We start from the raw sequence: 14,529 nt of genomic DNA on the forward strand, positions 1-14,529 counted from the left end.
CAAGTGCAGTGCCGGGTGACACATTCGACATTCCAAGATTTCGGGACCTTCGTAAACGCATGGATCAGCCCTACAGCGACCGTTACTGGACAAGTCCCGATGGCCTGCAGCTGCATTATCGCGACTATCCGGGGCCGGAAGGATCGTCTGCGGTCCCGGCGCTCTGCATGCATGGGCTGACGCGAAACTCGCGCGATTTCGAGGAACTTGCGGATCATCTTGCCAGGGATCGGCGGGTCATCGTCCCCGAAATGCGTGGCCGCGGCTTGAGCGATTATGCCAAGGACAGCGCGACCTACACGCCACTGGTTTATGTCGCCGACGTCCAGGCGCTTCTCGCGGAACTGGAGCTGGGACGGGTGATTGCCATCGGCACTTCGATGGGCGGGTTGATGACGATGTTCATGGCGGCGATGGCCCCTGGGCAGATTGCAGGCGCGGTGCTCAACGACATCGGTCCACAGGTCGAGACGGCCGGTATCGAGAGGATCAGCGGCTATGTCGGGCAGGGGCGCAGTTTCCCGACATGGATGCATGCGGCGCGTGCGCTGCAGGAAATCCAGTCGGACGCCTTCCCCAATTTCACGATCGACAACTGGCTCGAAATGGCCAAGCGGACCATGGTCCTGGGACAGAACGGACGCATCAGCTTCGATTACGACATGGCTATCGCGGAACCGTTCAAGGATACCGACAACGCTGCGCCGCCGGACCTGTGGCCGGCCTTCGACGCACTGAAGGGCGCGCCGCTCCTGCTGCTGCGCGGTGAACTGAGCGACCTTCTTACGGAAGAAACCGTGGCGGAAATGGCGCGGCGGCATGGCGACATGAAGTCGGTGACCGTGGCCGGTGTCGGCCATGCGCCCACTCTCGACGAGCCGGAAAGCGTCGCGGCGATCGACGAATTGCTGGCCCGCATCGCGTGAGCCTCGCGATGGGCGCGGACAAGCCGCATATTCTCCACTGCCATTCGACCTTCTCCGCCGGGGGCAAGGAACTGCGCTGCGTCCAGCTGATCAACGCGATGGGCCGGGGCGTTCGCCACACCATCGTTTCGGGCGATCCGCAGCAACTGGGCGCGGCCGAGCGGATCGACCGGTCGATCGAGGTCGATCTTGCGCCCGATTTTCCTGCTTTGCGGGGCAAGCCCTTGCCCGGGCGGCTCTTGAAGCTGGCGCAGGCGATGAAGCCCTTCGACCTCGTCCTCACCTACAATTGGGGCGCGATGGATGTCGCGATGGCGCATACGCTTTTCAGCGAGGCCCTCGGCCTGCCGCCACTGATCCATCACGAGGATGGCTTCAACGAAGATGAAGCGGACAAGCGCAAGAAGACGCGCAACTGGTATCGCAAGATTGCCTTGGGCAAGACTGCGGCGCTGGTCGTCCCGTCGGAAAAGCTCGAGGAAATCGCGCTGACCGAATGGGAACAGCCCATCGGGCGGGTCAAGCGGATCGCGAACGGGATCGACATCGCCGCATACCGTCACGATCCTGCGCCCGACACGCTTCGAGTGGTGAAGCACGAGGGCGAAAAATGGGTCGGGACGCTCGCCGGCCTCCGCCCGGTGAAGCGGCTTCCTGCACTTGTCCGCGCCTTCGCCGACCTGCCCGAGGAATGGCAGCTCGTCATCTTGGGAGAGGGACCGGAAAAAGAGCGCATCAGGCAAACGGCCGACGAACTGGAGGTTGGCCACCGCGTCCACTTGCCGGGATATGTGGCCGATCCTTCGGGCGTGGTCGGCCTGTTCGACATTTTCGCGCTGTCGTCGGGCAGCGAGCAGTTTCCCATCTCGGTGGTCGAGGCGATGGCAGCCGGGCGACCGGTCGCGGCACCTGCCGTCGGCGATGTCGCCAACATGGTTTCGGCGGACAATGTCCCGTTCATTACCGCCATCGGCGACGATGCGGCCCTGGCTTCCTCGCTGCACACGCTCGCGCAAGACGAGGCGCTGCGCGTGATCGTTGGCGAGGCGAACCGGCAGCATGCGGAGCGAAACTACGATCAGGCAGCGATGATCGATGCCTATCGCAGGCTGTATTCGCGCGCGATAGGCAGCGAAATCGCGTGAGTTTTGCGCGCGCCTGCTTCACCTGCGGTTCAACTGGCCGTGGACAGGGTGAACGCGCCATTGCGGATGCGCCGCAGCGCCCCTAAAAGCGGCGCCCAACCCGGTACCAGAATTAAGGAAGAGCCGCACAGTGGCGCTGACCCCGTCTAACAATAAGTCCCGCGAAGAAAAAATGGCAGAGCGTCAGGCTGCACAGGACGATGTCCTGATGCGTGAAATCGACGACGCCGTACGTCAGGATGAATACGCACGTCTGGCGAAGACTTATGGCCGCCCCTTGCTCGTCCTGCTCGTCGTTGGGCTGATCGCCTTTGCCGGTTACCTTTTCTGGGATTCGCAGCGCGAAGGAAAGATGGAAGAACAGTCCGAAGCCTTGGTTGGCGCGCTCGACCAGCTGGACGCTGGCAATCTCGACAGTGCTGCCCAGCAGGCGGCTGCGCTTGCTGCAAACAGCGAAGGCGGGGCGTGGGCTTCTGCCCGGTTGATCGAAGCCGGTGTCGCGATGGAGCAGGGCAAGAATGCGGACGCGGTGAAGATCTTCGCTGAAGTCGCTGGAAACGAAGACGCGCCTGCCGCACTGCGTGATCTTGCCCGGATCCGCGAAGTTGCTGCCAATTACGACAATATGAAGCCCGACGATGTCATTGCGAAGCTCAAGCCGATGGCCGTTCCCGGGAACGCCTATTTCGGAAGCGCGGGCGAACTCGTCGCCATGGCCTATCTCGAAAAGGGTGATCGGAAGCAGGCAGGCACGCTGTTCGGCGAGATCGCGAAATCGGACGACGTGCCCGAAACGCTCCAGTCGCGCGCCCGCCAGATGGCCGGACTGCTCGGGATCGACGCGGTCGAGGACGTTGACGAACTGCTGGAACAACAGGGCGCCGGAACGGGCATCCCCGCTGGCCAGGGCAGCGAATAATAATTGGAAACGATGGTGATGATGAAGAGATCGATGACCCGAAACGCACTTACCGCGGCACTGCTCGCAACGGCGCTGGCCGGTTGTAGCGGCGGCCTGTTCGGTGGGGGAGACAAGAAGTCGACCCCCACGGTAGGCGAACGCACGCCGATCCTTTCACGCATCGAAAGCGGTGCCAAGGTGGATCCGTCGCTCGCTGGCGTTTCGGTCGTTCTTCCTCCGGCGCAGGCCAATGGCGAATGGGCCCAGGCTGGCGGTTCCGCGAGCAAGTCCTACGGCCATCTCGCGCTTGCCGACAGCCCGAGCCGCGCATGGACCGCGAATATCGCCGGTTCAAGCGATCGGCGTCGCCTTGCTGCTGCTCCGGTTGTCGGCGCGGGCAAGCTGGTCGTCGTCGATACCGACGGCGTCATCCATGCCTTCGATGCGAAGACCGGGGCAAAGCTCTGGACCCACAAGATGGAAATCGACGGTAATCTGGCAAGCTCGGCCTTCGGTGGCGGCGCCAGCATTTCCGACGGAAAAGTCTATGCCACCAACGGCATCGGCGAAGTCGTTGCGCTGAACGCCGATACCGGCACGCAGCTGTGGAAGGTGCAGCCCGCAGGTCCGCTGCGCGGATCGCCGACCATCGCCTTCGGCCAGATCTACGTCATGACGCAGGACAACCAGATCTTCTCGCTCGATGCGAACGATGGTTCGCAGGTGTGGCAGGAATCGGGTTCGGCAACGCAGGCCGGCGTGTTCGGCGTTGCTGCCCCTGCTGCAGGGCAGGGCACGGTGATTGCCGGTTATTCCTCGGGCGAACTGACCGCCTATCGCTACGAAAACGGCCGCGTGCTGTGGGCAGATGCCCTGGCGCGTACGTCGATTTCCACCGAAGTGGGTTCGCTGACCGACATCGACGCCGACCCGATCATCGATTCGGGCCGGGTCTATGCGCTGGGCCAGGGCGGGCGCATGGCGGCATATGAACTGGTTACCGGGCAGCGTATCTGGGAACTCAACCTCGCAGGCATTTCGACCCCCGCAATCGCCGGTGAATGGATTTTCACCCTGACCGACGATGCGCGCCTTCTGGCGATCGCCCGTTCGAGCGGGCGCGTTCGCTGGATCACCCAGCTGCAGCAGTACAAGGACGAGGAAGACAAGAAGGGCCAGATCTTCTGGACCGGTCCGGTCCTCGCCGGTGGCAACCTGTGGGCGGCAAGCTCGCGCGGGCTGCTGTATCGCATCAGCACCGGCGAAGGTTCGGCGCAGCAATATGCCGATCTCGAAAGTGCCGTCAGCCTGGCACCGGTGGTCGCGGACAACATGCTGTATATCCTCGACGATAGCGGCCGTATCCACGCCTATCGCTGATCGTTCGTGCGATGGGAGGCAGTGTCGCTGCCTCCTTTCGTTCTTACCGGCCTCTTAACCCTTTCGCGCTAACACGCGCGAAGGATGACGAAGCAATCGCAAGTGCAAGGTGGCCCGCCACCCAGCGATGTCTCGGCCGGCGTAGGGCTTGCCGGGCTGCTGGGCCTGTTCGCGTGGATCCTCTTCTGCCGCACATTCCCGATGATCTCGCAATGGCTGGGCTTTGACGGGCCGCACCAGGTGCTCTCGGGCCCGCATGCCGCGCTCACTGCAATGCTATTCACCAGCGTCCCGATGATCGTCTGGTCGCTGCTGGTGGACAAGACCCATCGGCGTGCATCCACCGGCATCGACTGGGGCCTGAAGCGCCCCGTCGCCGACATCCTCGACATTTCAATCGTCAAGATCGCCGGTCTGTGGGCGACCTGGGCAGGGCTTGCCGCGCTCTATGCACTGTGTCGCTGGTACTGGAATGGCAGTTACCTGTTCGCGATGGATGTGCTCAAGACGGCTGCGATACCGCTGTTTGTGCTTTCGGTCCCCTACGTCATCTGGCTCGATCGTTTCATGGTCGAACCACGGGACCATGCCTGGCATTTCGGGGCGATGCTGATCGGGCGCGAGCCTTACGATGCGTACGAGGTCAAGAAGCACTGGCGGGCCTGGATCATCAAGGGCTTCTTCGGCGCCTTCATGATCTCCATCCTGCCCGGCGGTTTCCAGCAAGTTGTGGAGGCCGACCTTCCCGCCATGATGGGCGATCCGGTGCAGATCGGCATGGTGCTGATCGCGCTGCTGTTTCTGATCGACGTTCAGATCGGAACGGTCGGTTACCTTGTCACGCTGCGCCCGCTCGATTCCCATATTCGCAGCGGAAACCCCTTCGTTGCCGGCTGGCTCGCCGCGCTGATCTGCTATCCGCCCTTCGTCTGGGGCGTGATCGGAAATGGCGACGTCCTGAGTTACGAGCACAATGTCGCCGGTTGGAGCCACTGGTTCGGCGGCCACCCGGTCCTGCTGTGGGCCTGGGCGGGTCTGCTAGTGTTCCTGACTGCCATCTATGCCTGGGCGACGGTCGCCTTCGGCATCCGCTTTTCCAACCTGACCTATCGCGGCGTGCTGACCAACGGGCCGTACCGCTTCACCCGGCACCCGGCCTATCTTTCGAAAAACCTGTTCTGGTGGTGCTCGGTCATGCCGTTCCTCGTCACGAACGGTTCGATGACGGATGCCGTGCGCAACACGTTTTTCCTGCTGTGCGTGAACGCGATTTATTTCTGGCGAGCAAAAACGGAAGAGGCGCACCTGCTGGGCGAAGATGCGAAGTATCGCGAATACCACACCTGGATGGAGCAGCACGGCACGATCACGGCGCGTATTGGAAAACTGACACGTGCGATCAGGCGCAGGCCGGTCGTCGCGGTCGCAGAACCCGCCGAGTAAGCATTCGCTAGATCGGCGAGCCTTCGTCGATATCGAAAATCGTCAGCTTGCGGTCGGTGATGCCGATATCGTCCCAGGTCGCGCGCCATTCCTGCAGATGCGGCGTGCGGAAATGTGCGTCGAGCGTTTCGCGATCCCGCCATTTTTCGACCACGTGAACGATAGTCGGGTCGAGGACGTCCTGCGCATAGGAATAGGCGATGCAGCCGTCTTCTGCCCGGCTGGCGGAAATGACCGCGTCCATCGCTGCACGTGCGCGTTCCAGATTGTCGGGCGCGAGGCGTACGGTTCCGAGCACCAGGATCATCAGAAGCTGTACTTGTAGACGCGCTTGATATCGCCGCCCCACTCGCCGTGGTATTTGTCGAGCAGGCGCTGGGCCGGGACCTTCCCGCTGGCGACGATTTCGTCGAGCGTTTCGAGAAATCCGGTTTCGTTGTCGCCGCTCGAATTGATGCGAGCGCGTGAAACCAGCCCCTGCCGCGAAATCGCCATCACTTCCTTCGCAAGGTCGTGCAGCTTCCTTCCGCCCGGAATTTCGGCGTCGAGCGCCAGCTTCGGCACGGCATTGCGCAGCGCCTCACGCTCTTCCATCGTCCAGTCCTTCACGAGGTCCCATGCCGCATCGAGCGCCGCATCGTCATAGAGGATTCCGACCCAGAAAGCGGGCAGAGCGCATATCCTGCTCCACGGGCCGCCGTCGGCTCCGCGCATTTCGAGGAAGCTCTTGAGCCGGACCTCGGGAAAGGCGGTCGACAAGTGATCCCACCAGTCGCTCTGCGTCGGCTTTTCGCCTGGCAGGACCGACAGATTGCCGTCGAGGAAATCGCGGAAGCTGAGCCCCGCCGCATTGATGTATTTGCCGTCGCGATAGACGAAGTACATCGGCACATCGAGCATGTAGTCGACATAGCGTTCGTATCCGAAGCCGTCCTCGAACACGAAGGGCAACATGCCCGTGCGATGCGGGTCTGTGTCGGACCAGATATGGCTGCGGAACGACAGGAAGCCGTTGGGCTTGCCTTCGGTGAAGGGAGAGTTCGCAAACAGTGCCGTTGCAAGCGGTTGCAGCGCGAGGCTGGTGCGGAACTTCTTCGCCATGCAGGCTTCGCTCGAATAGTCGAGATTGACCTGGATGGTGCAGGTGCGCAGCATCATGTCGAGGCCAAGATCACCCACGCGCGGCATGTGGCGCATCATGATCTCGTAGCGGCCCTTCGGCATGATCGGCAGTTCTTCGCGGGTCTTGTCGGGCCACATGCCGAGGCCGAGGAAACCGACGTCGAAAGCTTCGGCCACTTCCTTTACCTGCTGCAGGTGGCGCCCGGTTTCGGCGCAGGTCTGGTGCAGGTTTTCAAGCGGTGCGCCCGACAATTCGAGCTGCCCGGCAGGCTCGAGGCTGACCGTGCCATCCTCGCCCCGCATCGCGATGACCTTGCCGCCTTCCTCGACTGGTTCCCAGCCAAAACGCTGCAAACTCATGAGGATATCGCGGATACCTCCGGGTTCGTCGTAGGACGGGGCGCGGAAATCGTCGCGCTTGTAAACGAGCTTTTCGTGCTCGGTCCCGATGCGCCAGGCCGATTTCGGCTTTTCGCCAGCCTGCATCGGCTCGACCAGCTGGTCGCGGCTCTCGATGATCGGATCATCCTTGGCGGAATTGTCGCGCGTGCTCATGGCCGGTGGCGATAAGCAACCGGACCTTGCGAGGGAAGAAAATTATTCTTGGTCGAGCCAGTCACCAGCCTCGGCCATCCATACCGCGATGCCTGCAATGGCTGCTGTTTCGCCCCTCAGGATGCGGGGGCCAAGGCTGATCGGGCGGGCATTGGGATGGGCACGGATCGCCTCGCGTTCGGCATCGTCGAAGCCGCCTTCGGGGCCGACCAGCAGCGCCGCCGGTCCTTCGGCATAACAGAACGCATCGGCTGCAGGCTCGCCGCCTTCTTCGTCTGCAAAGAACAAGATCCGGTTTTCGGGCCAGTCGCGCAGCAGCGCGTCCAGTTTCGCCACGGGTCCGACGTCGGGCAGCGCGGTGCGCGCGCATTGTTCGGCCGCCTCGACGACGATGGTCCGGGCGCGGTCGGGGTTGAGCTTGTCCGCAACGCACCGGCGCGTGACGACGGGCATGATTGCCGCAACGCCCAGTTCGGTCGCTTTTTCGAGCACCGTGCCGAAACGGTCTTTCTTTAGCAGGGCGGGGCACAGCCAGAAGTCGGGCACTTCCTCGCGCGGGCGCAACTGCCCTGTGACCAGTCCATGCACACTGTGCTTGGTCACCTGGGCCACCTGCATGGCCCATTCGCCGGTCACGTTGTCGCAAAGGATAACGGTATCGCCCTCCTTCACCCGCATCACGCGGCCGAGGTAATGCGCCTGCGGCCCTTCGATCGTCACCTGCGCATCTTTTTCAAGCTCGTGTTCGACGAACAGGCGCGGTGCGCTCTTGGGCGGCCAGGCAGGAGTGGCAGTCATGATCGCGGCGTTAGACGAGCAGGCCGTGGCCCGCTAGAGGGAAGCAATGACCTCGCTTGTCGCACAGCGCCTGATCGCTGCCATTTTCCTGGTCCTGGGCGGATGGGCGCTGCTTGCGCCCCAGTCCGTGATCGACATCGCCGTTATGCCCGAATATCGCGACAGCAGTTTCCTCGTGACTTTCGCCATGGCCTGCTTTGGCGCGCAGGCGTGCATTTTCGGGCTGATGTCACTGGTCGTAAAATACACGAGCAAGGGCTTCCTCGCATTTGCGGTCATACTGCTGCCGTTCTTCGTGTTCGACTGGTACTTCCACAGCGTCGTGCCGGTGCTGAATTCTGTCGGAATGCTCGATGCGGTCGGAAACGTGGCCATGTTCGGGCTGGCGATCCTGGGATGGCGCGCTGCCAAGCGCGAAGAGGCGCAGGCGTCGTGAACGAACAGGTCGTCCCCGACAGCGAGCATCGCGGGCTCGTGGCGCGCCTGCCGCAATTGCCGCGTGACCTAGCACAGCTTGCAAGGTTCGACCGGCCGATCGGCTGGTGGCTGCTGTTCTGGCCCGGAGCCTGGGGGATCTGGCTGGCAGGAGCAGGCCCGCAATGGACGCTGATCGGCTGGTTCCTGCTCGGCAGCATCGCCATGCGCGGTGCGGGCTGCGTTTATAACGACATTGTCGATGCCGATCTCGACCGGAAGGTCGCGCGCACGGCATCCCGCCCGGTCGCATCGGGTAGGGTCAGTCGCAAGCTCGCCTGGGCGTGGCTGCTTGCCCTCTGCGCGGTAGGGCTCGTCGTGCTGCTGCAATTGCGTTGGGTGGCGCAGATTGTTGCCGTCGCCAGCCTGGCCCTGGTGGCCGCCTATCCCTTCATGAAGCGGATCACCTGGTGGCCGCAGGCGTGGCTCGGAATGGTTTTCACCTGGGCGTTGCCGGTAGGGTGGATAGCCCTGCGTAGCGACAATTGGGATGCGCTGCTTTCGCTCTATGCGGGGGCAGCGCTGTGGGTCATCGGCTATGACACGATCTATGCCCTGCAGGACCGCGAGGACGATGCGCTGGTCGGGATCAAGTCTTCCGCGCTCAGGCTCGGCGGGCGAGTGACCTCTGGCGTCGCGGTTTTCTACGCCGCGGCACTCGGTCTTTGGGCGCTGGGCTTCTGGCTTTATCGCGAGGACGTGGTTGCCCTCCTGACCCTGCTGCCCGTCGGCCTTCACCTGGCGTGGCAGGTCGCAACTCTCGATCCCGCAGATCCGGACAATCCGCTCGCCCGTTTCCGCTCGAACCGCTGGGCTGGCGCGCTGATGGCCGCAGCTTGTTTCATCGTCGGCAACGCCTGAGGACGATCAACCATGTGCAACCTCTACCGCATGACCAAGAACAAGGACGAGGTCGCCAAATGGTTCAACGCGGTCGAGGAACTGGGCGGCGCGAATTTCGGGGAAGAGGTCTATCCCGGCTATCCCGGCGCGGTCGTCGCTGAGGGCAAGGTGCGCCAGATGACCTGGGGCTTCCCGCTCCAGATGAAGGGCAAGAAAGGGCAACCGCTCAAGCCCAAGCCGGTGAACAACACGCGCACCGACAAACTGGACAGCTTCTTCTGGCGCTACAGCTTCGAAGAACGGCGCTGCCTGATCCCTCTGACTGCCTGGGCAGAAGCCGAGGGACCGAAGGGCAAGATGACGCGCACCTGGCTTTCATTGCCCGGTGACGATCTGTTCGCCTGCGCGGGTGTCTGGCGTCATTCCGACGAATGGGGCGATTGCTATTCGATGGTGATGACCGACAGTATCGGGGCTGCGGCCGAATGCCATACCCGCATGCCGGTCATCCTTTCGCCGGAAAATTACGCCGGTTGGGTGTCCGGCAGCCCGCCCGAAGCGCGCGAGTTGTGCGTGCCATGGGCGGGTGAGGTCCTGCTCGACCGGACAGGCGAAGCGTGGTCGCGCGGCGGGCAATCCCGCCTGCTGTGACGATGGAAATGCGGGCGGTCGGAATAGAACTCATTCATAGCTGACCACCTCGAATTCGATCCCGTCCCAGTCGAAGAAATAGAACCGCTTGCCGGGTTCGTAATCATCATGCCCGAACGGCTTCAGTCCGGCGGCGATCACGACCCGTTCCGCCGCGCCCAGATCGTCGACCAGCAGACCTACGTGGTTCAAAGGCTGGCTCTTTGAATAACCGCCTTTCGCCGTGTCGTTGGTGTAGAGCGCGATGTAGGCGCTTTCGGATCCGACGTGGATCGTCCTGCCGCCCATCATCGACGGCCCGCTCCAGCGTTCGTGCCAGCCGCACAATTGCTTGAACAGCTCCGCGCTTCTTTCCGGGTTCGTCACGGTCAGGTTGGCGTGTTCGATCGTTCCCTTCGGCATTGAATGTCCTTCCATCTGTTGCGCCATGATTGCGGCGCGCGTTGGCAATGGACATCTCAATGCAACCTCAACCTAACTTGAGGTCAAGGATAAAACTCCCTATCGCTGTGATCGATGAAAGCGAACGACCTTCTTACCATCGGCGACCTTGCCCGGCGTACCGGCCTAAGCGTCTCTGCGATCCGTTTCTACGAGGAGAAGGGGCTGGTCGAACCCTTTCGCACGAGCGGGAACCAGCGGCGCTATTTCAGGAGCGACATACGGCGGCTGAGCTTCATCCTGATTGCCCAGAAGCTCGGCCTTGCACTGACGGAAATCGAGGAAGAGCTCAGGAAGCTCCCGCAGGGACGCACTCCCAATGCCAGGGACTGGCAGGCGATCAGCGGCGGGATCAAGCGGCGCATAGACAGCCAGATCGCTGCACTGGAAAAAGTGCGCGAGGATCTGGACGGATGTATCGGTTGCGGTTGCCTGAGCCTGAAAAAGTGCGCGCTCTACAATGCCGAAGACAAGTGGGCGGAACGGGGCGCGGGGCCACGCGTCCTCTTGCCCGGAAGCTGAGCTCCAGACTCAGTATTCGGGGCCAAGCTCCGGATCGAGATCGCGCGGGCGGGCGAAGTGTTCGAGTTTCCCGCAGCCCTTCTTCAGCTGGCTCCAGTCGTCGATATCGCATTCGAAGACGGCATAGCTTGCGGTGGGAAACTTCGCCGCGGCCTGGTCGAACAACTCGTTTTCGTTCTGGGGCGAAACGAGGTCGAACAGGACTTCCTGCAAGCCAGGGTTATGTCCGATCACCAGGATGGCCTTTGCATCGCCTGCGTGTTCGGCGATCACCTCCATGATGGTTTCCGAACTGGCGAGGTAAAGGCGCGAATCGTAAATCGGCTCCGCTTCGGGAAAAGCAGAAGCGATCGTCCGCTTCACCCGTTCGGCCGGACTGGCGACCATCACGTCCCACTTGATCCCGTGATTGCGGATGTAGTCGCCAATCAGCGCGGCGCCCTTGCGGCCGCGATCGTTCAGGCCGCGATCGAAATCGCGCGTCGACATATCGTCCCAATCGGACTTTGCATGCCTCAGAAGACCGATGATCTTCACGTCAGCTGTCTTCCTCTTCCTTTGCCTCGGCACTGGCGCTTGTCGGTGCCTCTTCTCCCGAAACACCAGCAGCGACCCGTTGTAAAGCTTCCTCGAGCGTCAAACGTATGACGGGCGTACCCGGCGGGAATGCGGTCAGCAGCCTGCTGGGGAAGGCAGGCGACAGGACGACGAAGTGTCCGCTGTCCTCGCCATGGCGGATCAGCCGTCCGAATGCCTGGGCCAGCCGGGCGCGAATGATCCGGTCGTCATAGGCATTACCGCCCCCGCCATTGTCCTTCGCTGCCGCCCTGCGTGCCTTGTGAAGAATATCGGGGCGCGGCCATGGCACCTGCTCCATCACGACACAGCGCAGCGAATGGCCGGGCACGTCGACCCCGTCACGCAGGGCATCGGTCCCGAGCAGGCTTGCACGCGGATCGTCACGAAAGATGTCGACCAGCGTGCCGGTGTCGATCGGATCGACATGCTGGGCATAGAGCGGCAGGCCCGCCCGCGCGAGCCGGTCAGCAATCCGCCCATGCACGGCGCGCATCCGGCGGATCGCGGTGAACAGGCCCAGCACACCGCCTTCCGAAGCCTCGATCAGGCGGGCATAGGCTCCGGCGAGGGCAGGCAGGTCGCCCTTGCGAATGTCGGTGACAATCAGGACTTCGGCCCGGCTGGCATAATCGAACGGGCTTTCCGCAGCAGATAGCAGCGGCATGGTTTCCACATGCTCGGCGCCCGATCTGGCGATGGCCGATTCCCAAGGGTCGCCGTCGTTCGTTCGATCGGTCAGTGTCGCGCTGGTAAGCATGACGCCGTGGGCCGGTTCTAGCACGACTTTGGCAAACGGCTTCATCGGGTCGAGCCAGTGCCGGTGTATGCCGATGTCGAATTCGCGCACGCCGGCAGACGATCCGGGACTGCGATCGACCGCAAGCCAGTCGACGAACTCAGGATCGGCCGGGCCGCCCAGCCGGTCCAGCAGGGATTCCCATGCCGCGACGAGATCGACCCGCCAGCCGAGCGAATGCCGCGCGCCCTCGATCCGGGCACGGCCCTGCGCGTCAAGCCAGTCGGGCGCATCGGCGAGGATGGCCTCGAGCCGTGTGCCGAGTTTCATGAGCGGCTTGCGGATCGCGGCGAGCGCCTCTGCAGCATCGCCCGCCGCCTCGATCAATTCGCCGGTAAGGCCCGATGCCTCGGTTTCGATGCCGTATCCCGCCTCCTGGCTGCCGCTCTCGTCGCGGGCGTAGGTCGTTGCCCTGACGGCCGCGAGCAGTGCCTCGAGCGGACCTGAAGGCTCGCCGTCGTGCAGCCGTTGCATCCAGCCATCGGAAGGCAACGCATGGGCGGCCTCGATCGCATCCTCGACCGCTTCGCCGCCATCCTCGTCATAGCTTGCGACGTCGGCAAGCCGCGCAGCGAGGCCCCGGCGACGCCCGCGGCTGCCGCGTTCGGGGCCGATGATCCAGCGCCTCAGCTCGATCGCCTCCTGCCCGGTCAGCGCGGCGGCAAAGATCGAATCCGCTGCCTCGAAAACGTGATGCCCTTCGTCGAAGATAATGCGGGTCGGGCGCTGCGCGTGGTCGCGTCCGCGCGCGGCATTGACCATGACCAGCGCGTGATTGGCGATGACCAGATCGGCCTGCGCACTGGCGCGGGCGGCATGTTCGATGAAGCATTTTCGGTAATGTGGGCAGCCTGCGTAAATGCATTCGCCGCGCTGGTCGGTGAGTGCCGCAATCCCCCGCTTGCGGAACAGCGTGCCGAGCCATCCCGGCAGGTCGCCGCCGATCATGTCGCCGTCCTGGCTATAGGCTGCCCATCGCGCCACCAGTTGCGCAAGGATCGCCGGCCTGCCGGAGAACCCGCCCTGCAGCGCGTCTTCGAGATTGAGCAGGCAGAGGTAGTTTTCGCGTCCCTTGCGGACGACCACGGGCTGCGATCCGTCGGGGCGTTCCGAAGGCCAGGCCCTTCGACTTTCGCGGCGAAGCTGCCGCTGGAGGTTCTTGGTATAGGTCGAAACCCAAACCGTCCCGCCAGCCTCCTTGGACCAGAGCGAGGCAGGCGAGAGATAGCCGAGCGTCTTGCCGATCCCAGTGCCGGCCTGCGCCAGCAAAAGGTGCGGTACGCCGCGCTTGTCACGCGGTGCAAACGTGCGGGCGGCATCGGTGGCATAGGCGCGTTGCCCCTCGCGCCGTTCCGATCCTTCGCCCGTCAGGTGGTCGAGTTCGCCCAGCACCTGTGCATCGCTGAGAACGACTTGCGAAGGGGCGGGCCGCTCGGCTGCTTCCTCCCATTCGGGCAGGCGCGAGAACAGCCATTTTTCCGCCCGCTCGGGCTTGGCCACATGTGGCGCAAGCACCTGCGCCCAGGGCCAGCGCATCCGGACGAGCGATTGCAGCGCAGACCATGCGCCTTCGCGCTCTGGCCAGTCAGCGCTTTCGCAATTTTCGATCAGGCGTGCGGCTGCCTGCTGCAGGAACAGCGGAACGTGCTCGTCCCCTTCGGGAGCATCGAGGTCGAGAGCCTGCGCCAGTCCGCGCGGCGTCGGCACGCAGAACCGCGCCGGGTGGACGAATGCGAACAGTTCCAGCAGGTCGAGTCCTGACAGGTCGGGGTATCCCAACCTGCTCGCCACCAGAGGGGCATTGACGATCAGCACCGGCGTATCGGCCGCTGCCATGATCGCCTCGCCCTTCGACACCGCGCCGGTCGACCCGTTGGCCGGACGCAGCCAGGTGCCGCTGTGGCTGGCGTGAAGTGCGGGGAGGGGGAGTGCTGGGCTCACCCCTCCGGCGTT

Annotated in this window: 15 protein-coding genes; 9 read left to right on the top strand and 6 right to left on the bottom strand. The window is 63.3% G+C overall.

The window, feature by feature from the left end; translation table 11 throughout:
- Positions 1-59 precede the first annotated feature (59 nt).
- The 5 genes from AMC99_RS02900 (at position 60) to AMC99_RS02920 (ending at position 5,795) form a co-directional block, all read left to right on the top strand.
- The gene (locus tag AMC99_RS02900; protein ID WP_061922553.1) at positions 60-926 is read left to right on the top strand and encodes an alpha/beta fold hydrolase; all 867 of its coding nucleotides are present in this window, start codon (positions 60-62) and stop codon (positions 924-926) included.
- Between the two features lie 8 nt (positions 927-934).
- A complete protein-coding gene (locus AMC99_RS02905; RefSeq protein WP_061927627.1) occupies positions 935-2,071 on the top strand; it encodes a glycosyltransferase family 4 protein in 1,137 nt (378 codons plus the stop codon).
- Between the two features lie 172 nt (positions 2,072-2,243).
- Positions 2,244-2,990 carry a tetratricopeptide repeat protein gene (locus tag AMC99_RS02910; RefSeq protein ID WP_232301489.1) on the top strand — a complete coding sequence of 249 codons (747 nt, stop codon included), beginning with the start codon at positions 2,244-2,246 and terminating at the stop codon, positions 2,988-2,990.
- 33 nt (positions 2,991-3,023) lie between these two features.
- The gene (locus AMC99_RS02915; protein WP_338021453.1) at positions 3,024-4,352 is read left to right on the top strand and encodes an outer membrane protein assembly factor BamB family protein; all 1,329 of its coding nucleotides are present in this window, start codon (positions 3,024-3,026) and stop codon (positions 4,350-4,352) included.
- Between the two features lie 84 nt (positions 4,353-4,436).
- A complete protein-coding gene (locus AMC99_RS02920) occupies positions 4,437-5,795 on the top strand; it encodes a methyltransferase family protein (RefSeq protein WP_061922559.1) in 1,359 nt (452 codons plus the stop codon).
- Between the two features lie 7 nt (positions 5,796-5,802).
- Here the strand turns inward: AMC99_RS02920 and AMC99_RS02925 are convergent, their stop codons facing one another.
- The 3 genes from AMC99_RS02925 to AMC99_RS02935 are packed head-to-tail and all read right to left on the bottom strand — an operon-like array spanning position 5,803 to position 8,270.
- Positions 5,803-6,102 (bottom strand): putative quinol monooxygenase, encoded by a 300-nt coding sequence (locus tag AMC99_RS02925; RefSeq protein WP_061922562.1) that lies wholly within the window; start codon positions 6,100-6,102, stop codon positions 5,803-5,805.
- The gene (locus AMC99_RS02930) at positions 6,102-7,472 is read right to left on the bottom strand and encodes a glutamate--cysteine ligase (RefSeq protein ID WP_061922565.1); all 1,371 of its coding nucleotides are present in this window, start codon (positions 7,470-7,472) and stop codon (positions 6,102-6,104) included. The genes AMC99_RS02925 and AMC99_RS02930 overlap by 1 nt, the downstream gene beginning before the upstream one ends.
- Before the next feature lie 42 nt (positions 7,473-7,514).
- The gene (locus AMC99_RS02935; protein ID WP_061922568.1) at positions 7,515-8,270 is read right to left on the bottom strand and encodes a 16S rRNA (uracil(1498)-N(3))-methyltransferase; all 756 of its coding nucleotides are present in this window, start codon (positions 8,268-8,270) and stop codon (positions 7,515-7,517) included.
- 46 nt (positions 8,271-8,316) lie between these two features.
- Between AMC99_RS02935 and AMC99_RS02940 the strand changes: the two genes are divergently transcribed.
- From AMC99_RS02940 to AMC99_RS02950, 3 genes are read left to right on the top strand one after another with little or no spacing between them, the layout of a single operon-like run.
- Positions 8,317-8,706: a hypothetical protein gene (locus AMC99_RS02940; RefSeq protein WP_061922570.1), complete on the top strand. Its 390-nt coding sequence runs from the start codon at positions 8,317-8,319 to the stop codon at positions 8,704-8,706.
- A complete protein-coding gene (gene ubiA, locus AMC99_RS02945) occupies positions 8,703-9,605 on the top strand; it encodes a 4-hydroxybenzoate octaprenyltransferase (RefSeq protein WP_420805558.1) in 903 nt (300 codons plus the stop codon). The genes AMC99_RS02940 and ubiA overlap by 4 nt, the downstream gene beginning before the upstream one ends.
- A 12-nt stretch (positions 9,606-9,617) precedes the next feature.
- The gene (locus AMC99_RS02950) at positions 9,618-10,238 is read left to right on the top strand and encodes an SOS response-associated peptidase (RefSeq protein WP_061922576.1); all 621 of its coding nucleotides are present in this window, start codon (positions 9,618-9,620) and stop codon (positions 10,236-10,238) included.
- A 30-nt stretch (positions 10,239-10,268) separates the two neighbouring features.
- On the opposite strand, the gene AMC99_RS02955 is transcribed toward AMC99_RS02950, so the two are convergent.
- Positions 10,269-10,640, bottom strand: a complete 372-nt coding sequence (locus AMC99_RS02955; RefSeq protein WP_061927631.1) for a VOC family protein — start codon at positions 10,638-10,640, stop codon at positions 10,269-10,271.
- A gap of 114 nt (positions 10,641-10,754) precedes the next feature.
- Here AMC99_RS02955 and soxR point away from each other — a divergent pair, with 114 nt between their 5' ends.
- The gene (soxR, locus tag AMC99_RS02960; RefSeq protein ID WP_061922578.1) at positions 10,755-11,201 is read left to right on the top strand and encodes a redox-sensitive transcriptional activator SoxR; all 447 of its coding nucleotides are present in this window, start codon (positions 10,755-10,757) and stop codon (positions 11,199-11,201) included.
- A 9-nt stretch (positions 11,202-11,210) separates the two neighbouring features.
- Here the strand turns inward: soxR and AMC99_RS02965 are convergent, their stop codons facing one another.
- A complete protein-coding gene (locus tag AMC99_RS02965) occupies positions 11,211-11,738 on the bottom strand; it encodes a SixA phosphatase family protein (RefSeq protein ID WP_061922581.1) in 528 nt (175 codons plus the stop codon).
- A 1-nt stretch (position 11,739) separates the two neighbouring features.
- Positions 11,740-14,517, bottom strand: a complete 2,778-nt coding sequence (locus AMC99_RS02970) for an ATP-dependent DNA helicase (RefSeq protein WP_061922584.1) — start codon at positions 14,515-14,517, stop codon at positions 11,740-11,742.
- Positions 14,518-14,529 lie beyond the last annotated feature (12 nt).

The sequence above is a fragment of the Altererythrobacter epoxidivorans genome, from assembly GCF_001281485.1.
Taxonomy (GTDB): Bacteria; Pseudomonadota; Alphaproteobacteria; order Sphingomonadales; family Sphingomonadaceae; genus Erythrobacter; species Erythrobacter epoxidivorans.